The following is a 23,543-nucleotide window of genomic DNA, read 5'->3' as shown; positions in this document are numbered from 1 at the left end:
AATGTAGAAAGAAAGAGCAGATGAGATCTGCTCTTTTTGTTTTGATTTTATCCATCGAAAATATAGTGAAGATTATCAATTCATAAATGAATTTACGTCAGATGAATTTACGTATATAGCTTCAGCGGAAGGGTCGTTAAAGATTGTCCGGCCGCAGAGGCAGTCAGGTTTTCCTCCAGATTGAATCCTTCCACGGGTTCAATGCTGGTGAAGGTTTTTAGGAATGTGGTCAGTACAATTTTGGCTTCCAGACGCGCCAGTGGTGCCCCCAGACAGAAGTGAGTACCAAAACCAAATGCAAGCTGTTTATTATTGTTCGATCGATGAATATTTAAGGTGAACGGGTCTTCGAACATGTTCTCATCCATATTGGCTGCACTCATCCACGCTACGATAGCGTCTCCCTTTTTCAGTTTAACACCAAGCAGATCGTTATCCTCTTTGACCATCCGGTCCATTTTGCTGATGTGAAAGCGATATCTCAGCATTTCCTCTACCGCGGCTGGAACAAGCTCAAGGTTATCCCTGAGTTCGGCATACAATTCCGGTTGATCATACAGAAGGGCATAGAACGAGTTGGCCAGCAGGTTGCTTGTTGTTTCTATGCCAGCACCCAGAATAAACATGGTGGTTCGCACAATCTCTTCATCCGTAAAGTGCTCGCCATCCACTTCCACCTGGATCAGGTCGGATATGATATCTTCTCCCAGATTGGATCTTTTGGACACAACGAAGGGATACAAGTATTTAAAATATTCTTCGCCGGCAATCTTTTTCATTTCGTTAATTTGATCAAAGGTGGCATCGGTAGTGGGCATAAACATGGTGTCCACCCAACCCTTGAACAAATGACGATCTTTGGAAGGAACGCCAAGCAGGTCAGACATGATAATGACAGGAAACATGCTCGTATAAGCTTCAACAATGTCCACTTCTGATTGATGCTCAAACTCTTTAATTAGCTCTTCGGCCACTGCCTGTATTCTCGGTTCCCAAAGCTTGAGACTTCTCGGTGTAAACGCACTTGCCAGCAATGATCTCCGCTTGCGATGATCCGGCGGATCTACATTGTGAATATCCAGCTTGTCCGGCATGTGATGCTCACTGTCCGCACCTTTTTCTTCACTTGAATATCCGACGTTCACAATTGATCTTTTTCTCACACTGGAGAAGTGCTCGTGATCATTAAGCACGGTTTTGACAAGATCATACTTGAATATATGCCAGGAATCGGTCTCTTCATTGTAGATGACAGGTTCCTGATTCAACATGCTGCGATACCAACGGTAGGGACTGAATTCTTCTTCTTTCGATTGGAAATTCGTGATTTCTGACAGAGAAATAATAGAGCTCTTCGTCATTCGTTTCGCCTCCTTGGTTGGTCTCATTGACAAATATAACAAATAAGAGTACTTTAATTCAAGTAGTTTAAATTAAAACAACAAGGTGGAGTAAAGAGTGAAGAACATACTGAAGCACGGCGGAGTCAAGGCAGGCATATTCATGATCGTTTTTTATCAGATTGTAATGTTGACCGTTTTTATGTCGGGATATAGTGCAATCCCCAAAAATGTAACCAATCTTACGGTGGCCATTGTCAACGAGGACCAGCAATCCGGTACTGAGTTTGTACAAAAATTGCAAGAACAATTGCCATTTAAGGTAGTAACCAACGAATCATTGCAACAGGCAAAGACAGGGCTTGAAGATCGGGATATTCATATGATCATACGTATACCGGGTGATTTTACGGAGAAACTGTCTGAACAAGGCGGTAAAGCTCAGCTCCAGTACCTGATTAATGAATCGAACCCAACAACGATCACCAGTTCTATGAAAAATGTAGCTGCTCAAATCACTGCGCAGATCGGTGCTCAGGTTCAGGCACAGAGCTTTGAGGGTGTGCTGAGCAGTATGCAGGTTCCTGCGGAGCAATCGAAACAGATTGTGGAATCGACCATGGACAAAGTATCATCCGACATCGTTCTGAGCAACCCGCAACCAGCAGGCATGCAAAATCAGATGGCACCGATGTTTATCACCATGGCGCTCTATGTTGGAGCCATGATCTATGCGATGCAAAGCATTGGCGGCATGAAACAACTGCAAGGACAGATGGGGAAATGGAAAGCATTCTTTGCAATGCGAGGAGTCAACCTGCTTGTTTCCATCCTTGCTCCACTTGTAGGGATAGGCATTTATTTTATGGTGCAAGGGTATGGCGTGGAAGCGTTTTTGAAACTGTGGATGGTGCATAGTTTGCAGTTGTTTGTGTCGATTGAGTTTACAAGTATCTTTATCATGCTTCTGGGTCAAGGCGGAATGCTGATCAATATGATATTCGTACTCAGCCAATCCATTGCAAACGGGACGTCCATGTCACCGGAGATGATGCCAGGATATTTCAAATTCGTAAGTCAAATCACACCGATGTTCTATTCAACGCATCTGGATTACAATATTCTCTTCGGTGGGGGACGAACGGTGCATTATGCTGTTGGGCTGGCATTGGTTGGTGTGGGAGCCTTTGTTATCAATACAGCCATTCATCATTTCAAAAAAGCCAAGCAAACTAGTACCACACAGGAGTCTGTACAACAGCCCGTTATGATATAAAATAGAAGATATGAGGGTAGGCGATGAAGAAGAAGCTATGCCCTTCGATTAGCAGAATGGGGGCAGTCACATGTCGATTCAAATATTTATACTCGGTGCACTAAGTGAAGGGAATTATTATCCCTATGATATTAAGAAGCGAATTGGGAAACATCTGGATCAAACGGATGCCAAGATTACCGAAGGTACCATTTATTATAATTTTGAAGTGTTGCTGAAGAAGGGTCTTATTGAGAAGGTAGAAACAATTCAGAGTGAAAATCGACCAGACAAAACGACATATGGAATTACCGAAAAAGGACGTCAGTCCCTTGAACAGAGCATATATAAGGTGTTCCAGAAGTTTACGAATGTACAGTCCTTATACGCTGCGTTGGTCCATTTGGATAAGGTGGATAATCAGAAGATCGCGTATTTGATTGAGGATATTATTGAGAAGATGAATAAGAGGCTGGAATATATTGAATCTCATACACCTCAGGAGATTGATGTGCAGGAGGATCTGAAAGATGCACTGTTGTTGATGCGAGATCACGCGTACCACTCCATTCAGAGTGATATGATCTGGCTTCAGAAACTTCTGCATCATGTTCAGAGCAGAGTATTAAAAAGCTAAATCACTACTCGTTAAAGGAATGAGGTGAAAAGATAATGTATGAACATTTGGTCGCATTCAAATTGAACGATAAAATCACTACGGTCAAACAGCAAGAATTGGTAGCTCAATTACTCGCGTTACAGGAACAGATTCCTGGAATTGTGGATCTCACCGCAGGTATTAATGTAACAGAGGAGACGGATCATATTCAGGGCTTCACACTTGGCCTGAGAGTGACATTTGAAGATCAGGAAGCGCTGCGTGCTTATGGCCCGCATCCTGCACATCAGGCATTTGTAGCCTCCCTGAATGAGTGGCTGGAGAATGTAATTGTGGTCGATTATTCGATTTGAGTCTGCATATTGTCCATATTATATTATGCATAAGAAGTCGCCATGGCGGTGGCTCTGAAATGATTAGGTTAGCCAGAATTTTCTGGCTGGCCTTTTTACGTTTTTCGATGGGGATGATCGGGAGAAGTAAAGGTGTTTCGGGATTTTATGTGAGATAATATAACAAAAGAAGGAGGTGTTTTCATTCCTTTTTGTACAAAATGCCCAATATATTGAGTTCTCTTTATAACCTGCAACAATTCTATGTGATGGATCATGGAACTTCCCGCAATTGTTTATATAATGTGAATCAACATAACATGATTTTTGCAGCGGTAAAGTGATTCTAAATTACAGGGGGCAGGTAGGGATGAGAGAAACCAAGAGAATGAGGATTTTTTCACTGGGAATTCAGCACGTATTGGCGATGTATGCCGGGGCCATTTTGGTTCCGCTGCTTGTGGGAAGAGCGTTAAACCTGACTGCGGAACAATTGGCGTATCTGGTATCGATTGACCTGTTAACCTGTGGTATCGCGACATGGCTTCAAGCACGTAAAGGGAAGTATTTGGGGATTGGCTTGCCAGCGGTTCTTGGAAGCTCATTTGTTGCTGTGACTCCCATGATTGCGATTGGATCACAATATGGAATTCCGGCCATTTACGGTTCCATCATAGCAGCAGGGATATTCATCGTTATATGTGCTGTTTTCTTTAGTAAAATCGTCAAACTGTTTCCTCCCGTTGTGATTGGAACAGTCGTAACCATTATTGGTCTGGCGTTAATTCCAACGGGCATCAAGAACATGGCAGGTGGAGCAAACAGTGAGAATTTCGGAAGTCTGGACAATCTGGCGCTCTCATTCGGGGTATTGCTCTTCATTCTGGTACTGAATCGATATGCTCGCGGCTTTGTCAAATCCCTCGCAGTTCTCCTCGGTATTATTGTGGGTACCCTCGTCGCTGCCATCATGGGGAAAGTGAATTTCAGTTCTGTACAGGAAGCCTCTTGGTTTCATTTGCCCCAGCCCTTTTACTTTGGATGGCCTACCTTCGAAATCGGTCCGATCATTACCATGATTATTGTCGGCACAGTTGTCATTATCGAATCTACAGGTGTGTTTATGGCCTTAAGCAAAATCTGTGATCAACCGATTAACGAAAAGGATTTGGCACGAGGATACCGCGCAGAAGGTCTGGCATTTGTACTTGGTGGTATCTTCAATGCTTTTCCGTATAACACATTTGCTCAGAATGTCGGTTTGGTTCAGCTCTCCAAAGTGAAAACGACCAATGTGGTTGTTGCAGCCGGAGGTATTCTGATTTTTCTTGGACTGATCCCCAAAGTTGCGGCATTCGCAACGATTATTCCCAGCGCGGTACTCGGCGGGGCAACGGTTGTTCTGTTCGGCATGGTAGTCTCATCCGGGATTAAAATGCTGCAACATGTGGATTTCAGCAAGCAATCCAATCTGTTAATCGTTGCTTGTTCGGTTTCACTCGGTCTTGGCGTCACGGCTGTGCCGGATCTGTTTGCCCAGCTGCCTCAAAGTATCCGCATTATTGTTGGTGATGGTATTATCACAGGCAGTCTGTGTGCCATCCTGCTCAATGTTTTCTTTAACCTCGGATTTAAAAAAGAGAGTCTGCCCGTACAGCCTGTACAAGCTCAAGAAGCACATACTTAAGATTGTCTTGTAACAGGTATGCGATCTGAATAAATGGAACAGACCCAAGATGTATTGGTTGAGGTGGAATGATCGGAATGACTCCCCTTGTCAATGAACCTCTTGGGTCTTTATTTTGGGTGAACTGCAGAGTACAATTGGATATTTTTACTCAACATACCCCGGAAGCTTTTCACCTGTGATGAGTTCGAAAAGTTTTGCAGATTTCTTCTTAGTTAATTGAACATAAGTAGGTTTACTTTCAATGATGATTTCAACCTGATCCTGATGGGGACTGATCCAGAGGTTATAGATGACACTTTTATCTGAGGAATCTGTGTTCTTTTTCTTGAAAAAGAATTTATAATCCGGAGGTCGCACCATATCCGCTATAGTATTGTTCGATGGGATAGAGGCGGCGATGTTCCTGATGGCTTGCACCTGTGCTGGATCGGTAATTTTTCTATACAGGGTGTATTGATTGGAGTTCTCAACCGGTTGTTGAACGATAACCTGATTTCCCTTTGATTGTATGTTGTCCGCTGAACACCCGGTAAGGCACATAAATAAAAGTGTTATAGACCCAATCCAATAGATGTATTTTCTCAATTTGATCACCCCTTAATCTTTAAACGGTGTCCCGGGTATGAAAGTTACAGCAGGATGAATGCAAAAGGGATATAAATATGCTAAAGTTTCATCATGAACATGTTACATGTTCTTTCCGTTGAATTTCCATGCGACTACATAAATGAGCATTGGTTCACAAGGCTAAAATAAAACGAAGGGATATCCTGATATCGCTTGGTTACAGAAAAGGAGTTGTGATCACCATGCAACAAGAAACGCTGAAAAAAGGCTGGAACTTTGACAACAGTTATGGACGTTTGCCACAGACTTTTTTTACAAATCAGGGTGCGGTACCTGTTCAATCACCCAAGTTGATCATCTTCAATACATTGCTTGCAGCAAGCCTGGGGCTGAATGCTGAGGCTCTTAACAGTGATGAAGGAGCAGAGGTGTTTGCAGGTAACCTGATTCCGGAAGGTGCCGACCCTCTCGCTCAGGCCTATGCGGGTCATCAATTCGGTAATTTTAACATGCTTGGTGATGGACGGGCTTTGCTGCTGGGAGAACAAATCACGCCACAAGGCGAGCGAGTGGATATCCAGCTGAAAGGTTCGGGAAGAACCCCATACTCTCGCGGAGGCGATGGACGTGCTGCTGTTGGGCCAATGCTGCGCGAATATATTATTAGTGAAGCGATGTATGCACTCGGCATTCCAACAACGCGAAGTCTGGCGGTTGTATCTACTGGAGAAAACATTACACGCGAAACAGAGCGACCTGGTGCAATCCTGACTCGGGTGGCTTCAAGTCATTTACGTGTAGCAACCTTCCAATACGCAGCCAGATGGGGATCGATTGATGAGCTCAGGGCATTGGCTGACTATACACTGAAACGGCATTTTCCCGATATTGCCGAAGCCGATAATCGCTATCTCCAGTTACTTCAGGAAGTCATTCGTCGACAGGCTTCACTTATCGCCAAGTGGCAACAGGTTGGTTTCATTCATGGCGTAATGAATACAGATAATATGGCCATCAGTGGTGAAACCATCGATTATGGGCCGTGTGCGTTTATGGATGCCTACAATCCAGCGACGGTATTTAGCTCCATTGACACGCAAGGTCGGTATGCATATGGAAATCAACCGTATATTGGCGGCTGGAATCTGGCTCGGTTTGCCGAGACGCTTCTGCCACTGCTGCATGAGGATGAAGAACAGGCTGTACAAATCGCTCAGGATGCGATTGCACAATTCTCTGAATTGTATCACCACCACTGGCTCTCGGGAATGCGGAGCAAGCTGGGCTTGTTTAATGAAGAGGCTGAGGATGAAGCGCTAATCAGGGATCTTCTTGAATTGATGGAGAAGCATAGTGCAGATTACACAAATACGTTTCTCGCACTGACCTTTGATACGCTCAACGGAGCTCCTTTATTCGATACTTCAGAGTTTGCGGAGTGGAATGAGCGTCGCCAGGCAAGATTAGGCAGACAGCAGGAAGGGAAAGAAGAATCGCAGCAATTGATGAGAACTAGCAACCCAGCGGTGATTCCTCGTAATCATCGGGTGGAAGAAGCACTGGACCGAGCGGAGAATCACGGAGATCTTAGTGTGATGGAGAAACTTCTTGCTGTTCTTTCCAACCCGTTTGCACATTCTACCGAACAAGCTGAGTACGCGGAACTGCCTACGCAGTGCGATACCTCCTACCGGACTTTCTGTGGAACCTGATTGAAAACTTGTTATGAAGAGGCTGCCATTGGCAGCTTTTTCATTATCATGTCAAAAGGAGATTTTATGTCCAACATACTAAGCAAAACAGAGATTGCAAAAACTCTTTTTCAGTTGCTTGAGCGGACATCCTTCCGCAGGCAGCAGATTGAGGACTATGTTAACCGCTTGTTTGAGAGCTTTAAAGGGGAAGGAGTTCCCTATGTAGAGATTGAAAATGATGCATATATAGTTCGTATATACGAGCGTGGCATGGTTATGTTGGAAAAAAGAATGGAACAGACGGAAGAAGTAATCTACTGGCTGCTGGAGGATATCATTTTTACGGCAGCGCATGTGGAATTGCTGAAACGATATGGTGTGGATAATAAACAGACACACTTGAATTACACAAACGCAGTGACGCAAGAATTGACCCAAAGTGTTGAGAAGGCTTTCCAACAGCTTGGAGATCCTTACTTGTATTGGCATCAGACGGGTAAACGGCAAGATCTGGAGAGGCTGGAACCAAGAAAAGAGAGGTGATTGACATGAGTGAACAGGATATTAATGATGTGTGGTATGAATATGCGTTAACCTTTGTGGGGAAAAAGAATGAATCCGCTCAGGGCTGGGCTGCGTTAACAACGAATGAACAGGAAATTGCTGCTTTATGGCTGCTAGAGATGGACGTCTTTAACGGTGGTTTTGTTCAATTTTTCTGCAACTGGGGCGAAGAGGTATACCTATACGCGTTGCAGGCATTACATACCATTGGTGCGACTCAAGTAATGGACATCATAAAGTCAGCATATGGCTGCATTAAGCATTTGGGAGAGGATGAAAGACTTGCTGAACTGTGGGATATTCCTACGTTTCTAACAGTAGAGGAGGAGCAACATCTTGATGCGCTGGATCAGCAATTTTGGAACAATGAAGATCAGATTGCAGAAAAGGCTTATGCATATTACCACGAGAAGTTGAACAAGATGTCTTTATAAACTTTGGCGTAGGCATTCATCTGTTGCTCTATATAAAGATTAAATACTTGGCCTTGCAATGATATTAACGTTCGGCTATACTGGCTATAAATTGAATACATGAATTACGTTGATAGAGCGAAGTAGCGGCTTTGTCCCTGTTACAGAAAGTCAGGGGTTGATGGAACCTGATACATACAAGGGCTGCGAATTACACTCTGGAGTACTTGGGTAATGCCAAGCGGAATGGCAAACGATATTTTGCTGAAAGCGGTATGGACAGCGTGTGAGTTGTTGTCTGTGCAAGTTGGGTGGTACCACGGTTATGATAATCGTCCCTATGTCTATTGAAGACAAGGCGGCGATTTTTTTGTGTCCCAAAAAGCCTCGCCCGGCTTAGCTCCTTGTGAATTAACGTAGATCATGGCCTAATACCAATGCATAGAGAAGGGGTTGTTTGTTTTGAATATTATTGATGAACTGGAATGGCGCGACGCCATTAATCAACAGACAGATGCGGAGGGTCTGCGTGAGCTGACAGAGACCACGTCGGTTTCATTGTATTGCGGAGTTGACCCTACAGGAGACAGCATGCACATCGGACATTTGATTCCGTTCATGATGCTGAAACGTTTCCAACTCGCTGGGCACCGTCCAGTCATTCTGATTGGTGGGGCAACAGGAACGATTGGTGATCCAAGTGGTCGTCAATCGGAACGTTCCCTGCAAACGTTGGAAGAGGTACAAGCCAATGTAGATGCTCTGACTGCACAAATGAAAAAGCTTTTCGTAACGGATGGCGACAATCAGGTACGTATGGTCAATAACTACGACTGGACACACAAAATCAATGTGATTGAATTTTTGCGTGACTACGGTAAGAACTTTAACCTCAACACGATGCTAGCCAAAGATGTGGTTGCGAGCAGACTGGAAGATGGAATTTCGTTTACCGAGTTCTCCTACCAGATTCTCCAATCGCTCGATTACCTGCACCTGTTCCAACATGAGGATGTACAGCTGCAAATCGGCGGTTCCGATCAATGGGGCAACATTACAAGCGGTCTGGACCTGATCCGTAAAAAAGAAGGGCCAGAAGCTAAAGCTTACGGTCTGACGATCCCGCTGATGCTCAAATCCGACGGAACGAAATTCGGTAAATCCGCAGGCGGGTCCATCTGGCTTGATGCGAATAAGACGACTCCATTCGAATTTTACCAGTTCTGGGCGAACACGGATGACCGTGATGTAATCAAATACCTGAAATACTTCACATTCCTAAGCAAAGAAGAAATTGAAGCTTTGGCTGAAAAGGTAGAAACGGAGCCCCACAAGCGTGAAGCACAAAAGGCACTCGCTGAAGAAATGACGAAATTTGTTCACGGCGACGACATGCTGGAGCAGGCGAAACGCATTACCGCAGCACTCTTCAGCGGAGACATTCGTTCCCTTACAGCTGACGAAATCGAGCAGGGCTTTAAAGAAATGCCGACCTTCGAAACCGATGGTGAAGCAAAAAATATTGTAGACTGGCTCGTGGATCTTGGCCTGGAGCCATCCAAACGTCAGGCGCGTGAGGATGTCACCAAAGGGGCCATTTCCATGAATGGTGAGAAAGTTACGGAACTGGAATTCACGGTCTCTGCAGAGCACGCAATCGGTGGTAAATTCATCATTATCCGTAAAGGCAAGAAAAACTACAGTCTGGTGAAATTGAAGTAGCCATAAGATTACATTATGAATCTTGGGAAGGTAGATGCAAAGGTTTCATCTTCCCAAGGAACACAAAAAAGGACCGTCTCCAATCATGTCAATGACATCATGGAGACGGTCCTTTTTATATTCCATCCGCAAATGGCTTATTAGTTATTCATTTATTGATTCACAATCGCTGTGATCTCTTCATCCAGATCCAGTCTTACATTCTCACGGTAAGCCCGAATGTCGTATTCACTGTGCAGATAGCGCAGGATCGCTTCAATCATGTTGGATTCGACCAGATACTGACTGCGGCCTTGAATCCAGACTTCTGCGGAATATCCCGTATCTTCTTCCCAGCTCAGTTCCACATTGACATCGGTTGGGCGAACACCCTTGCGTTCAGCCATGTGAATACAGATCGCGTTGACAATTTCATCCATGCTCAGAACCATAGAGATTAGTACCGTCCGTTTCTGTTACGGTCATCATCATCACGATCATTTTTGCGGTCATAACGACCATCTGCTGCTGGTTTACGACGATTCGTAATGGCTCTGAACAGGGCCATCGCGAGCATCACGATCAGCATAATTGCAGCTACGTTTACGAGCAATCCAAGAATGTTACCCAGAGCGCCCATGCCACCGAACAATCCGCCGAACATCATGCCAGCAAGACCACCCAGCATCATACCTTTCATAAATCCACCGCCACCGCCGAAGAATCCGCCACGGTTCGTTGTAGCTGCTCCATTGGAGTTATTATTCGTATTAGATTTGCTCACATTGCTGTTGGAATCGGATTTCTTAGGTGTGTTGGTATAGCTTTTTGTTCCCGATTTGAAACCGCCACCACGTCTAGCATCAGCAGAATCCGGATTCGCAACTCCAACTGTTGCAAACAGTAATGTAAAGGCCATGAAAACCATCATGAGATGTTTAATTCCGAATTTTTTCTTCATTGTAAAGATCGTAACCCCCCGATTAATTTGTTTGATTCGCCCAAAAATGGGCCTTACTCAAGTAATACGGTCAACTTACAGGAACGTTTCAAATTTTGTTTATTTTTCTGAAATACTTGGACAAGGGTCCTGAATTGCCGCCTGACCATCGAGTAATTGGGTTACCCAGTTACACCATTCGATGCCCGTTTGTGCGTTCATTAACCCTTTTTGTACCAGAATGTAACTTCCGAATTCCCGACTGCCTACTCGCAGATTATCCTGAGGGATACGGGACTTCAAATCCTCGAAATAACGGATGCGTTCCATGAACCAGTTTTTGCGCTCATTCAGAATGCGTCTCATGCTTCCGTCTTCTGCAATGCCGACACATAAAATGCGCAGATTGAACTCGTCACGCGTAACCGGAGCGGTAACGGGAGTGATCATCCATCCCAGCAGTTTTTCAATACCTTTCTCCGTGACTGCATACATTTTCTTGTCTGGTTTGTCAGACTGTTGCACCCAGCGGGAGGCTAAAAGCTCATCGTTTTCCATTTTGGAGAGGAGCGGATAGATCTGACTGTGCTTAGCCTGCCAATGCGGCTGGATCTTCAGCATTAGATCATAACCTGATGACTCCTCGCGGGTAAGAAGCCCGAGCAATCCGTAGGAAAGTATGTTCATGCACATGTCTCCTTAATATTAGGGCTGGGCCAGCAAAAACAATAAAAATTGCTTTCTTTGACCGCTTTCATAAAAGTGTACACTGAAACTGTATGGTTTGACAACCTGACAGAACAACTGCCTCAATTTAGACAAAAAAAGAGTGCGGACCTCGAGGTCCGCACCCAAAACCATTTAGAGAGATGTCTATTGCCCATACCCATCTGCGACAAGATCAAGTTCACCTGTGTAGGAGTCGATGACCATGCCGTGAACGGGTACAGTAGGTGGAAGCAATGGATGTTTCTTGATCACTTCCACAGTATGTTTTACCCCTTCTTCAACGCTGTCAAACCCGCGTAGCCACTTTTGTAAACGTATGCCGGAGTTCTCCAGTGTGCTCATGACTTCCTCAGATACACCCCGTTCAACCATATGTCCAATCATGGTCTCTGCGTGTAGGGAAGCCATACCGCATTCCGTGTGTCCAACAACCAGTACTTCGTCGGCACCAAGCTCATAGATGGCGACGAGAACACTACGCATAACAGACCCAAAAGGTTGAGAAATGATTGCGCCAGCGTTTTTGATGATTTTCACATCGCCATTCTTCAGGTTCATGGCCTTGGGCAGCATTTCCACCAGACGAGTGTCCATACAAGTGATGATGACCATCTTTTTGGTTGGAAACTTGCCTGCCGTATACTTTTCGTATTCTTTAGTCTCGACAAATGATTTGTTGTAAGCCAGAATCTCTTGAATGTTGTTCATGTCTATTGCCTCCTGTTATCCAATACGATGAGCACGGCCACTTGCATCAAATGCAGCTTGTCCTACGCCCTTTGGTATTTTTATTATACCACGGTCAGCAAATTGCATTATTCCTCGGTTTGGAGGAATAATGCAATTTGCATCTGTTAAAAGTTGATTATACGCATTGCAAAAAGTATCATCAATAGGGAAACCAACATTTTTTTGAAGAGGTGAACGTTAACAATGGAACAACACACACAGGAACAGCTGGAATCCTTCCGTAATCTGGCTCGCAAAATCAAGAGTTATCATGAAGCCATTGGTTTGCTTCACTGGGATCTGCGCACAGGTGCGCCCAAAAAAGGTGTCCCGACACGTTCGGAAACACTGGGAATGCTGTCAACCGAAGCATTCAAACTGCAAACCTCAGCTGAGATGAAATCCTACCTGAATACATTAACAAATCCAGCCGTGATGGAACAGCTGGAAGATATCGACCGTCGTCAGGTGGAAGATTGCCAGAAAGAATATAATCGCAGTCAGTCCGTACCACCAGAAAAAGTACAAGCGTATACCGTACTTACCGCAAAATCAGAAACGGCTTGGGAAGATGCCAAGCATAACAGTGATTTTGCAGGTTTTTCGCCCTACCTCACCGATATTGTGAAGCTCAAACAAGAGTTCATTGACTATTGGGGTGTGAAAGATACTCGTTATGATACCCTTCTGGACATGTATGAACCGGAACTGACTGTAGAAAAGGTGGATGCGGTATTTGCCCGTCTCAAAGCCCGTTTGGTTCCGCTGCAAGAGAAGATCAATGCTTCGGCGAACAAGCCGAACACGGAGTTCTTGAACCAGCTGTTTGACAAGGATCAACAGGAGAAATTCAGTCTGTTTATTCTGGGACAAATGGGTTATGACTTTGAAGCCGGAAGACTCGATGAGAGTGTTCATCCGTTCGCAACGGGCCTGAATCCAGGTGATGTGCGGATCACGACGAATTATTTGCAGGATGATGTGACGAGTGCGGTCTTCAGTTCACTACACGAAGGCGGACACGCTCTGTATGAGCAAAATATTGACGATAGCCTGGCTGGTACTCTTCTTGCCGAAGGAACGTCCATGGGTATCCACGAATCCCAGTCGCGTCTTTGGGAAAATATGATTGGCCGCAGTCTTGCATTCTGGACGCGTTATTATAAAGATTTGCAACAGCACTTCCCTCAATTAAACGAGGTTGAGCTGGAAGACTTTTACCGGGCAATTAACCGGGTTGAAAGCTCTCTGATCCGGATTGAAGCCGATGAGCTGACGTACAATCTGCACATCATCATTCGTTATGAAATTGAGAAAATGCTGTTTAACGAAGGTCTGGAAGTCAAGGACCTGCCGGAGACCTGGAATGCAAAATACAAGGAATATCTTGGCATTGTGCCGCCGAATGATGGTATGGGTGTGCTTCAGGATGTTCACTGGTCGGGTGGTGACTTTGGTTACTTTGCTTCTTACTCGCTCGGCAATATGTATGCTGCACAGATTCTACATACATTGCGCAAAGAAATGCCTGAGTTCGATGCCCATATTGCCGAAGGTAACCTGATTCCCATCAAGGAATGGTTGACTGACAAAATTTATCGTTATGGCAAAAGCCGTACACCTTCCGAACTGATTGTGGCCGTAACGGGTGAAGAGTTGAACCCAGACTATTTGGCCGATTATCTGGAAGCGAAATATGCTGAGATTTACAAGCTGTAGACAGCTATAACATTATTATCAAATTCTTGAAGAGCGGGGCATCATTGCCCGGCTCTTCTTTTGCATGCAAGTTCTTAACCTTTTGCTGGGCATCAGCATATCCATAGTAGAGAGAACAGCTGAAACCAGTGAAGGAGGGAAATATCATGAAATACACGCCCTGGTTCATCCGGGCCATCGTCATTTTGCTCATTATCATCGTGGCTCTCACCAGCTGCAATAAAGATAAGGATGAAACCAAAATTACGATTGGTGAGGTCACACGTTCTGTGTTTTACGCACCGGAGTATGTGGCCGTGGCCCAAGGTTTTTTTGAAGAACAGGGGCTTGAAGTGGACATTCAGACGACGGCTGGTGGAGACAAAACGATGGCCGCATTGCTTGCAGGCTCAGTAGATATCGCATTGGTCGGAGCAGAGACGTCTATTTATGTCTATCAACAAGGCGCAGAAGATCCGGTCATTAACTTTGCCCAGCTTACACAGACGGACGGAACGTTTCTGTTTGCCCGCAATCCCGAAGGTGACTTTAATTGGGATCAATTGAAACAGAGTATATTTCTCGGACAAAGAAAAGGCGGCATGCCTCAAATGGCAGGCGAATTCACGCTGAAAAAACATGGCATTGATCCGCAGAATGATCTGGAACTGATTCAAAATGTGGATTTTGCCAACATCGCTTCTGCATTTGCTTCAGGTACGGGGGATTATGTGCAGCTTTTTGAACCTCAGGCGTCCATCTTTGAGAAAGAGGGTCGCGGCAAAGTTGTAGCCTCGTTTGGGAAGGAAAGTGGTCATCTGCCTTATACGGTTTTCATGACCAAACAAAGCTATATTAATGACAACAAGGACATCGTTCAGAAGTTCACTAACGGTTTGCACAAAGCACAAGCTTGGGTGGATTCCCACACCGCTGAAGAGATTGCTGAAGTCATCAAGCCTTATTTCAAAGATATTGATCCAGCCATTCTGGTAAGCAGTGTGAACCGTTACAAGGAACAGGGCACATATGCAACCGATCCAATCATTGATGAGGACGAATGGAATAACTTGCTGGACGTCATGAGTGCTGCGGGAGAACTGAAACAGCGTGTGGATTCTCAAACGATTGTGGATAATTCCTATGCAGAACAAGCAGCATCAGCGAAGTAACCAGGTATTCAGGAAAGGACGTGAGCATGTATGCCTGAATCCGAAACGGTGATCAGACTGGAAGGGATTTCGCAAGTCTATGTCAGCGAGCGTGAAGCATCTCTGGTTATCGAAAATTTGAATCTTCAGGTCGAGCAAGGAGAGTTCGTTAGTCTTGTTGGCCCAAGCGGATGTGGTAAAACGACATTGCTGTCGATCATCGCCGGGCTGCTCACACCAACCGCAGGCGAGGTCAAGGTAAAAGGTAAACGTATCGAAGGTCCGTCCGCCCAGATTGGCTATATGTTGCAACAGGATTATCTGTTTCCATGGCGTACCATTTTGGATAATGTCCTGATCGGACTTGAATTGACAGGTGGGCTCAATGACGAGAGTCGCGAGCGCACACGTGAGCTGCTGGCAGGTATGGGTTTAGCTGGAACCGAAAGCCAGTATCCTTCCGAGTTATCCGGGGGCATGAGGCAACGGGTGGCTTTGTTACGTACACTAGCTACGGATCCGGGAATACTGTTGCTGGATGAACCCTTTTCCGCACTCGATTATCAAACCAAGCTGCAACTGGAGGATCTGGTCTCAGACACACTGAAGAAATCCGGCAAAACTTCGGTGCTTGTCACCCATGATCTGTCCGAAGCTATTGCCGTCAGTGACCGCGTCATTGTGCTTGATCGTAATCCGGGGCGCATTCGGAAGGAGTTTATCATTCCCGAAGATCTGCGGAACGCACAGCCTTTTCACGCGAGGGAGCAGCCAGGGTTCAATGAGCTGTTTCAGGCGTTATGGAGTGAATTGGATCAGTCCGGAGGAGGTGAGAAGAACGGGTGAATCAGACGAACCAGAAGCAGGAAATGCGTGATGATTGGATGAGACAGCTGCACCAAAGTCATATTCAGCAGGTTGCCAGATGGCGACATAAAGTGCTGGCGGTGCAGCTGTCCATGTTGGTGTTTATGTTTTTGCTGTGGGAACTGGCGGGAAGGCTGCGCTGGATTGATGTGCTTTTGTTCAGTTATCCCAGCAAAATTTTCAATCAGATCTGGAAGGACATCGTCAGTGGAGAACTATGGGCGCATGTTGGGGTAACCGTAGGGGAAACGGCAGTCGGCTTTTTGCTGGGGACACTCGTCGGAACACTGCTTGCGGTTCTGATCTGGTGGTCTCCTTTTTTGTCCAAAGTGCTTGATCCTTATATGGTTGTGTTCAACAGCATGCCCAAAGTAGCGCTGGGTCCAATCTTTATCGTCATGTTTGGTGCAGGATTTACGGCCATTGTCATGACGACTTTGTCAATCACGGTCATTATTACTACACTTGTCGTGTATAACAGTTTTAATGAAGTAGATCAGAACTATATTAAGGTTATCCGTACGTTTGGTGGTGATCGCTCCGAGATCTTCAGCAAAGTCGTATTACCCGCTTCCTTTCCTGCCATTGTTTCTACCTTAAAAGTAAATGTGGGCATGGCCTGGGTCGGTGTAATCGTGGGTGAATTTCTGGTCGCCAAGCAGGGATTGGGCTATCTGATCATCTACGGATTTCAAGTGTTTAACTTTACCCTTGTTTTATCGAGCCTGTTGATTATTGCGGCTGTAGCTACAGCGATGTACCAGCTCGTTGTATATGTAGAACGCAAGCTGCTGGCAGGACGCAGGTAATTCTACAAAACATGCGTGTGCAAAATAGAATGCTTCATGATATGTATACAATTTCACAAGAGGTGTCACGTTGCCCGAACCCGAAAAATCAAGTACCATACTAATACGAATATTCCGCGCAGTCCGGAATGAATGCGACGATTGGAGAAGAGGGCCTAGAGGCTTCTGTCGCATCAATCAAATTGCCAGCGTCCCTCATCCGGGGCGCGTTATTGAGACCGACATGCATATGCATGTCGGTTGATGCCGTTTATGACTGTAGCAGCTAATTCCGAAATGCGGTTCTTCCTGAATGATTCTTTTGATTAGATAAGAAATGGTTTTTGGCAGGATGTGTAATACTAGGGATATGATATATGACGATACACGCTGTCAGGCATTGGACAAGCGCTCACTTGGATAGGTATGGCTCGCTGGCTTTGACATTTTTGCAGCTTAGAGGAGAGGGAGTTAATGGGTTTTAGGGTAATTAAAACCGCAATAGCCGCGCTGATGGCTGTGCTGATTGCGGACTGGTGCGGCTTGCCCGGACCAACATCGGCGGGCTTGTTAGCCATACTCGGCGTTGATGTGACACGGAAAAGAAGTATTCGCACCATATCTGCGAGATTTTTCGCTTCCGTAGTGGGGCTTTTATTTGCAAGTGTACTTTTTCACTTTCTTGGCTTCCATTATTGGGTGCTGGCGTTCTACATACTAATTGCATTTCCGGTTATCGTTCGGGCCGGATTCAAGGAAGGCATTGTGACTGGTTCTGTCGTGGTGTTCCGGGTATTTGGCGGCGGTGAAATGGACGTACATGTGGTTTTGGTCCAAATTGGGCTGTTGCTGATTGGTCTCGGTTCCGCGATGGTTGTCAATCTGGCGTATATGCCGGCTGCGGACCCGCAGATGCTGCGTATTCGCAAAAGAATTGATGAGTTATTCTCGGTCATCTTCAAGGAGTTTGCAGCTACGCTACGTAATCCGAATGAAGTGTGGGCAGGGAAAGAACTGATCGAAGCTGACAAAGCTGTACTGGGCGGCATTGAAGCGGCCAAACGTTCATTGGAGAATCAGGTCATCCACCCGAACGAGGGATGGAGTGTTTACTTTTATATGCGTAAAACGCAATTGGATTCCATCCAGCATATGATGCATCTGGTATCCCAGATCTATCAGAAGATGCCGCATGCGGAAATGGTATCGGAGCTGTTCGACCAGCTCAGTCAGGATGTGCTCACTGAATCTTACACCGGACGTACAGAAAAACTTCTCGCAGATGTGCAAGAAGAATTCAAGCGAATGGAGTTGCCGGATACAAGGGAAGAATTCGAGATTCGTTCAGCTATTCTCCAGCTGTGCCGGGAACTCGCGCTGTATCTGAAAATAGCCAAGAAGGACAAAGCTCCGTCTCCGGTATCGGACCGGTCCCAATCTACAAATGAATAATAGAAAATAGTTGTCACCCTAGACGGATGCCCTGCATACACTTGTAAAGAATGATTGTATGGAGGAGGTTTAAAGATGTCATTGAGTCATAAACATCAATGTAGAGAGATCATCACGAAGGCGATCTGCGGGAAAGGTCGTAAGTTCTCTACCGTAACACATACCGTGACTCCGCCACATGGTCCGACCAGTATTTTGGGGGCTTGGATTATCAACCACCAATATGAAGCCGTATCAGCGGGGGACGGAATTGAAGTTATTGGTACTTACGATATCAACATTTGGTATTCCTATGACAAAAATTCACAGACGGATGTAGCCAAAGAAACGGTGTCGTATGTAGAACATGTGCCTTTGTCCTATCTGGACCCGAAACACCGGGCCGCCACTGTAGAGGTATCTGCGGATGCAACGCAGGAACCGAGCTGTGTGGAAGCCACGGTGTCGGCAGGTGGAGGCAGCGTAATTATCCGGGTAGAACGGGAATTCGCTGTTGAACTGGTCGCCGAGACCAAAGTTTGTGTGAAAGTGTGCACGGATGGCTGTGGAGATTACGAAGACAAGGATTATGACTTCGGCAGTGGTGATGGAGATTATGACGATCTCGATCCCGACCTGCTTGACGATGAGCTGTAAGCTCAGCGATCTGGATTCATAAACTTAAGGTATCATATGCGCCGCAAGCGGCAGTGAAGAGGGCGTAAGCCCTCTTTTTTCATTTTGGGCGAGAATTGGGAGGAGGGACAGGATGAATGTGATAGATGAGGCCGAGGAGGCGGTGCGCCGATATGAACGCATGCTCCCTCGTGAACGAGCAGATCGCCTGAAACGATCCGGGATTGAAGTGCTGGCTTCGCAGGGCAGGCGTGACCGGGAGTTGGGTCTGCGTGTACGTTACGATGTAGAGATATGCTGTCTTCAAGCGATTCGCATCAAACGTAGGGACACCAGTGGAATGGGTGGAGCGCAAGAAAGTGTGCTGGATCGTGAAGCAGCATCAACGTTATTCAAACGTATTGAACGGCTTGCCACCAAAACATTGTATACGGTTGGACTGGATCACGGCGCTGTAAGACTGGAAGCGTCAGGAAAGAGCGGTTGTTCTGTCATCTCGATTGACCCAAGGCCATGGAAGGGCATGACAGATCTCTCTGCCATGTACCGTGCAGGCTGGAAACAGCTTCAGTCCGAACTGGATGAAGAGCGGCATCGTAATGCAGCCCCCATACTTGGAATGGACCCTGAATTCCTACTTGTGCAAATGCCAGAATCCAAAATCGTGCCCGCCTCCAGATTTCTCGAACGAACAGGCGTAGCCGGCTGTGATTCCGTGACGATCGGTGGACGACGAATATATCCGGTAGCCGAACTGCGACCCGCTCCCAGCTCTGAGCCGCGCGAACTGCTGGCTCATCTGATGAGAGCCTTTGCGGCTGCATCTCGTAGTATTAGTGATCACTCGCTGATCTGGCAGGCAGGGGGAATGCCCCAGCGCGGATTGCCGCTCGGCGGACATATCCATTTCAGTGGCGTTACACTAAATGGGGAGCTGCTGCGTGCACTTGACAATTATCTAGCATTGCCGCTTGCCGTTCTTCAGGACCCACGAGGTTCAGGCCGGCGTCCACGTTATGGGGCATTGGGTGATTTTCGACTGAAATCTTACGGTGGATTTGAATACCGCACGTTACCCAGTTTTCTGGTATCTCCTCTGGTTGCCAAAGGTGTTGTTGCTCTAGCTGGTCTTATCGCGAGAGGTTATCATCAGCTGCGTCAACGTCCTTTGGCGAAGGCTGCTATTCATACTGCTTTTTATGAAGGAAACCGTGAGGTAATGCAGGCGCATATTCCGGCACTGCTGGATGACCTGACGCAAATGGACGGTTATGAGCGTTATGAACGTTACGCCGCTCCATTAATTAGCCAGCTAAGACAGGGTAGAACATGGGACGAGAGTCGGGATATACGTAAACTCTGGAATATTCGAGCAGGTTCATGAAGAGTGGGCACTTTTTTGGTATAATGAGAAATAAGTCGATTTTAATCATCGTTACGGAAGAAATGGAACAGCAACCTGTGAGGGAAGCGGCGGAAGCCGAAACATGAGGCGGTGGCACGAATAAGGTGCCTGACCGCCTTATTGTTCCTTCCGAGACAGCTTCTCTTCCTGACAACATTGGAACGGATGGAGGATACTCATGGCTCAGTATACGCCAATGATTCAACAATATTTGCAAGTGAAGGCCGAAGCGCAGGACGCTTTTCTTTTTTTTAGATTAGGTGATTTCTATGAATTGTTCTTTGAGGATGCGGTTAATGCTTCCCGTGAGCTAGAGATTACATTAACAGCACGCGCAGGAGGGGGAGAAGATAAAATCCCTATGTGCGGTGTGCCTTATCATTCGGCTGACAATTACATACAGCGCTTGATTGAAAAAGGATACAAAGTAGCCATCTGCGAACAGATGGAAGATCCAACGGTAACCAAAGGCATGGTGCGGCGTGAAATTGTACGAGTTATAACACCCGGAACGGTAATGGAAGGCAAGACCTTGGGGGACAAGTCCAATAACTATATGGTTTGCCTGACAGGGAATCAGAACACACTTGCACTGGCTGCCTGTGACTTGTCCACAGGGGAGCTCTACGTGACCTCTGTTCCATACTCACAAGAGTGGCTCAAGGATGAGATCGGAATCTACGAACCTTCTGAACTAGTGGGGGATGCTGCGTTGCTTGATACGGTGGCTACCCAGGCATCTCCAATTGGTCGACCTGTGGTGTATACACCATGGACGAAGAGCAAGGAAGATTTGGTGCGTCAGCAATTCGGAGAAGCGGTATGGGCACGTTTGGAGCCTGAACGTCAAGCCTGCATAGCGCGTCTTTTCTCCTATTTAAGTGAGACACAGAAACGTTCACTTGGACAATTGACACAGGTTTCAACGTATGAGCCGGATCACTTTATGATTCTGGACCCCTTTACTCGGCGTAACCTGGAACTGGTGGAAACGGTACGTGAGCGTTCGAAAAAAGGATCGCTGCTCTGGCTGCTGGACCGCACAGAAACGTCTATGGGTGCCCGCATGCTGCGTCGCTGGGTTGATAAACCCTTGCTGCAAAAAGGAAAAATCAATGAACGTCTGGAAGCGGTAGATACGCTGTATAACCAGTTTATATTGAGGGAAGATCTGCGTGCAGAACTCAAAGACATCTACGATTTGGAACGCCTGGTGGGTCGAATTGCCTTTGGTAATGCTAACGGTCGGGATCTGAATGCACTGAAGCTGTCACTAGACAAAATTCCAGGGTTACGTCAGTATTGTGCAGGCTCGCCTTCCACGACGCTACAGCACATTGCTGGTATTATGGATGATTGCAGTGATCTGCGAGATGCAATTGGTCAGGCTATCGTTGATGAGCCGCCTGTGTCCGTGCGTGATGGTGGCTTAATTCGTGAAGGATACCACGAGCGGTTGGATGAGCTTCGGGAAGCCTCGGTGAATGGCAAGCAGTGGATTGCTGAACTGGAGGCCAGAGAACGTGAAGCGACTGGCATTCGCTCGTTGAAAATTGGCTACAACAAAGTATTTGGGTACTATATTGAAATTACCAAGTCGAACTTGGCTTCTCTGCCAGAAGGCCGTTATGAGCGGAAACAAACCCTTGCGAATGCTGAGCGTTATATTACACCGGAGCTGAAAGAAAAAGAGACGCTGATTCTGGAAGCTCAGGACAAGATGGTCGATATTGAGTACGGCTTGTTCGCGGAACTGCGGGAACGGCTTAATCAGGAGATCGCCAGGTTGCAAAAACTGGCTGAGCTGGTCGCGGAGATTGACGTGTATCAATCCTTTGCCGTCATCAGTGCAGAGCGTAATTTCGTACGGCCTACATTGACCGATGGTTACGATTTGGTTGTGGAACAGGGGCGCCATCCGGTGGTTGAAGCGGTGATGCGAGATGGTGCTTTTATCGCCAACAATACTGCGATGCAGAAGGAAGAGGCGCGCATTCTGCTGATTACCGGTCCGAATATGGCGGGGAAAAGTACGTATATGCGGCAGGTGGCGCTGATTTCGATTCTGGCTCAGATCGGCTGTTTCGTGCCGGCAGGACAAGCTGAAGTACCGATTATGGATCGTATTTTCACACGGATTGGTGCGGCAGACGATCTCATCGGTGGACAAAGTACGTTTATGGTGGAGATGGCCGACATTCAGGTCATGACGGATAAAGCAACACCACGCAGTCTGATTATTATCGATGAACTGGGTCGGGGAACGTCTACCAGTGAGGGAATGGCGATTGCCCAGTCTGTCATTGAATATGTGCACGATATCATTGGGTGCAAAGCGCTGGTATCAACTCATTTCCATGAGCTTGCTCATCTGGAAGAGAGTTTGGACAAGTTGGCGAATTACTCCATGGCCGTTCAGGAGAGCGGGGACAAGGTCAATTTCCTACGTAAATTGATTGCCGGGGCTGCCAGCAGCAGCTACGGGATCTATTGTGCACGGCTTGCAGGACTGCCGGACAGTATCATTGAGCGGGCAAATGGCTTGCTGCACGGTTTCGAGCATGCGGCGGCTCAGGTTGCGGTTGGCAGCGAATTTGCCGCGAATGACAAGCAGCAATCGGGTGATCATGCTCGAGTCGGTGCAGAGTTCCAGTACACAGATCATTCATCGTTGATTCGGGAGCAGGAATCTACAGAACCTGTCGAACTCACTGCTGCGACTGAAGCTCCAGTACAGAAACAACAGGACAAAAAACAAAATGGCAAGCAGCAGGCAGTCTCCAAACATGCTGATGTGGTTCAATTGTCCATCTTTGGAGATGAAGAGCCAAGTGTAACTCCGAAAATGGAGGTAGTTGCCCTTGACAAGCCTGCTCGGGAGTTTATTCGTAATATGAAGGATATTGATGTAATGAACATGACACCGCTTCAGGCGATGCAAATACTGAATGATCTCAAATTGAAGGCACAGCAATTATCCTGAGTATAGGGGAG

Annotated in this window: 22 protein-coding genes and 1 other annotated feature; of the genes, 16 read left to right on the top strand and 6 right to left on the bottom strand. The window is 46.4% G+C overall.

All coding sequences use genetic code 11. From position 1 onward, the window contains the following. Positions 1 to 107: 107 nt before the first annotated feature. Entirely contained in the window at positions 108 to 1,361 is a 1,254-nt protein-coding gene (locus tag AC4PM4_RS24710) for a cytochrome P450 (protein WP_072733333.1), read from the bottom strand. Between the two features lie 97 nt (positions 1,362 to 1,458). Here AC4PM4_RS24710 and AC4PM4_RS24705 point away from each other — a divergent pair, with 97 nt between their 5' ends. The 4 genes from AC4PM4_RS24705 (at position 1,459) to AC4PM4_RS24690 (ending at position 5,233) form a co-directional block, all read left to right on the top strand. Continuing rightward, positions 1,459 to 2,616, top strand: a complete 1,158-nt coding sequence (locus AC4PM4_RS24705) for a YhgE/Pip domain-containing protein (RefSeq protein WP_079693954.1) — start codon at positions 1,459 to 1,461, stop codon at positions 2,614 to 2,616. A gap of 70 nt (positions 2,617 to 2,686) precedes the next feature. Beyond that, complete coding sequence (locus AC4PM4_RS24700) at positions 2,687 to 3,232, top strand: PadR family transcriptional regulator (RefSeq protein WP_090807248.1); 546 nt, start codon at positions 2,687 to 2,689, stop codon at positions 3,230 to 3,232. A 35-nt stretch (positions 3,233 to 3,267) separates the two neighbouring features. Next, entirely contained in the window at positions 3,268 to 3,567 is a 300-nt protein-coding gene (locus AC4PM4_RS24695; protein WP_063563097.1) for a Dabb family protein, read from the top strand. Between the two features lie 349 nt (positions 3,568 to 3,916). Further along, positions 3,917 to 5,233 (top strand): nucleobase:cation symporter-2 family protein, encoded by a 1,317-nt coding sequence (locus AC4PM4_RS24690; RefSeq protein WP_063563096.1) that lies wholly within the window; start codon positions 3,917 to 3,919, stop codon positions 5,231 to 5,233. Positions 5,234 to 5,380: 147 nt separating this feature from the next. On the opposite strand, the gene AC4PM4_RS24685 is transcribed toward AC4PM4_RS24690, so the two are convergent. Continuing rightward, the gene (locus AC4PM4_RS24685; protein ID WP_400345750.1) at positions 5,381 to 5,821 is read right to left on the bottom strand and encodes a YhfM domain-containing protein; all 441 of its coding nucleotides are present in this window, start codon (positions 5,819 to 5,821) and stop codon (positions 5,381 to 5,383) included. Positions 5,822 to 6,045: 224 nt separating this feature from the next. Between AC4PM4_RS24685 and AC4PM4_RS24680 the strand changes: the two genes are divergently transcribed. From AC4PM4_RS24680 to tyrS, 4 genes are all read left to right on the top strand, one after another. Further along, on the top strand, positions 6,046 to 7,515 hold the full coding sequence (locus AC4PM4_RS24680) for a protein adenylyltransferase SelO (protein ID WP_400345748.1): 1,470 nt from the start codon (positions 6,046 to 6,048) through the stop codon (positions 7,513 to 7,515). A gap of 48 nt (positions 7,516 to 7,563) precedes the next feature. After that, entirely contained in the window at positions 7,564 to 8,040 is a 477-nt protein-coding gene (locus AC4PM4_RS24675; RefSeq protein WP_176854450.1) for an Imm63 family immunity protein, read from the top strand. Positions 8,041 to 8,045: 5 nt separating this feature from the next. Further along, positions 8,046 to 8,495, top strand: a complete 450-nt coding sequence (locus AC4PM4_RS24670) for a DMP19 family protein (protein ID WP_488730358.1) — start codon at positions 8,046 to 8,048, stop codon at positions 8,493 to 8,495. A gap of 100 nt (positions 8,496 to 8,595) precedes the next feature. Then, positions 8,596 to 8,817, top strand: a binding site (T-box leader). A 119-nt stretch (positions 8,818 to 8,936) separates the two neighbouring features. Then, entirely contained in the window at positions 8,937 to 10,196 is a 1,260-nt protein-coding gene (gene tyrS / locus AC4PM4_RS24665; RefSeq protein WP_063563092.1) for a tyrosine--tRNA ligase, read from the top strand. A gap of 152 nt (positions 10,197 to 10,348) precedes the next feature. Here the strand turns inward: tyrS and AC4PM4_RS24660 are convergent, their stop codons facing one another. The 4 genes from AC4PM4_RS24660 to AC4PM4_RS24645 form a co-directional block, all read right to left on the bottom strand. Continuing rightward, positions 10,349 to 10,627 carry a YxcD family protein gene (locus AC4PM4_RS24660; RefSeq protein ID WP_024630486.1) on the bottom strand — a complete coding sequence of 93 codons (279 nt, stop codon included), beginning with the start codon at positions 10,625 to 10,627 and terminating at the stop codon, positions 10,349 to 10,351. Between the two features lie 5 nt (positions 10,628 to 10,632). Then, positions 10,633 to 11,136 (bottom strand): hypothetical protein, encoded by a 504-nt coding sequence (locus AC4PM4_RS24655; RefSeq protein WP_063563091.1) that lies wholly within the window; start codon positions 11,134 to 11,136, stop codon positions 10,633 to 10,635. A gap of 99 nt (positions 11,137 to 11,235) precedes the next feature. Beyond that, the gene (locus AC4PM4_RS24650; protein WP_063563090.1) at positions 11,236 to 11,802 is read right to left on the bottom strand and encodes a PadR family transcriptional regulator; all 567 of its coding nucleotides are present in this window, start codon (positions 11,800 to 11,802) and stop codon (positions 11,236 to 11,238) included. 186 nt (positions 11,803 to 11,988) lie between these two features. Next, positions 11,989 to 12,552: a beta-class carbonic anhydrase gene (locus AC4PM4_RS24645; RefSeq protein ID WP_063563089.1), complete on the bottom strand. Its 564-nt coding sequence runs from the start codon at positions 12,550 to 12,552 to the stop codon at positions 11,989 to 11,991. 225 nt (positions 12,553 to 12,777) lie between these two features. Between AC4PM4_RS24645 and AC4PM4_RS24640 the strand changes: the two genes are divergently transcribed. The 8 genes from AC4PM4_RS24640 to mutS all read left to right on the top strand — a co-directional run bounded on the left by AC4PM4_RS24640 (position 12,778) and on the right by mutS (position 23,532). Then, the gene (locus AC4PM4_RS24640; protein WP_491614769.1) at positions 12,778 to 14,292 is read left to right on the top strand and encodes a carboxypeptidase M32; all 1,515 of its coding nucleotides are present in this window, start codon (positions 12,778 to 12,780) and stop codon (positions 14,290 to 14,292) included. 146 nt (positions 14,293 to 14,438) lie between these two features. Continuing rightward, on the top strand, positions 14,439 to 15,443 hold the full coding sequence (locus tag AC4PM4_RS24635; RefSeq protein WP_491614768.1) for an ABC transporter substrate-binding protein: 1,005 nt from the start codon (positions 14,439 to 14,441) through the stop codon (positions 15,441 to 15,443). A 30-nt stretch (positions 15,444 to 15,473) separates the two neighbouring features. Further along, positions 15,474 to 16,268, top strand: a complete 795-nt coding sequence (locus AC4PM4_RS24630; protein WP_063563086.1) for an ABC transporter ATP-binding protein — start codon at positions 15,474 to 15,476, stop codon at positions 16,266 to 16,268. A gap of 38 nt (positions 16,269 to 16,306) precedes the next feature. Next, entirely contained in the window at positions 16,307 to 17,098 is a 792-nt protein-coding gene (locus AC4PM4_RS24625; protein ID WP_371121628.1) for an ABC transporter permease, read from the top strand. Between the two features lie 453 nt (positions 17,099 to 17,551). Beyond that, positions 17,552 to 18,529 carry an aromatic acid exporter family protein gene (locus AC4PM4_RS24620; RefSeq protein ID WP_063563085.1) on the top strand — a complete coding sequence of 326 codons (978 nt, stop codon included), beginning with the start codon at positions 17,552 to 17,554 and terminating at the stop codon, positions 18,527 to 18,529. Between the two features lie 75 nt (positions 18,530 to 18,604). After that, positions 18,605 to 19,165 (top strand): outer spore coat protein CotE, encoded by a 561-nt coding sequence (locus AC4PM4_RS24615; RefSeq protein ID WP_053780858.1) that lies wholly within the window; start codon positions 18,605 to 18,607, stop codon positions 19,163 to 19,165. Between the two features lie 112 nt (positions 19,166 to 19,277). After that, positions 19,278 to 20,528: a putative amidoligase domain-containing protein gene (locus AC4PM4_RS24610; RefSeq protein WP_256337911.1), complete on the top strand. Its 1,251-nt coding sequence runs from the start codon at positions 19,278 to 19,280 to the stop codon at positions 20,526 to 20,528. Positions 20,529 to 20,727: 199 nt separating this feature from the next. After that, the gene (gene mutS, locus AC4PM4_RS24605) at positions 20,728 to 23,532 is read left to right on the top strand and encodes a DNA mismatch repair protein MutS (RefSeq protein ID WP_491614767.1); all 2,805 of its coding nucleotides are present in this window, start codon (positions 20,728 to 20,730) and stop codon (positions 23,530 to 23,532) included. Positions 23,533 to 23,543 lie beyond the last annotated feature (11 nt).

The organism is Paenibacillus sp. MDV22-iso6 (assembly GCF_058408365.1).
The sequence above is the reverse complement of the archived record's forward strand: the minus strand, read 5'-3'. Positions and strand labels throughout refer to the sequence as shown.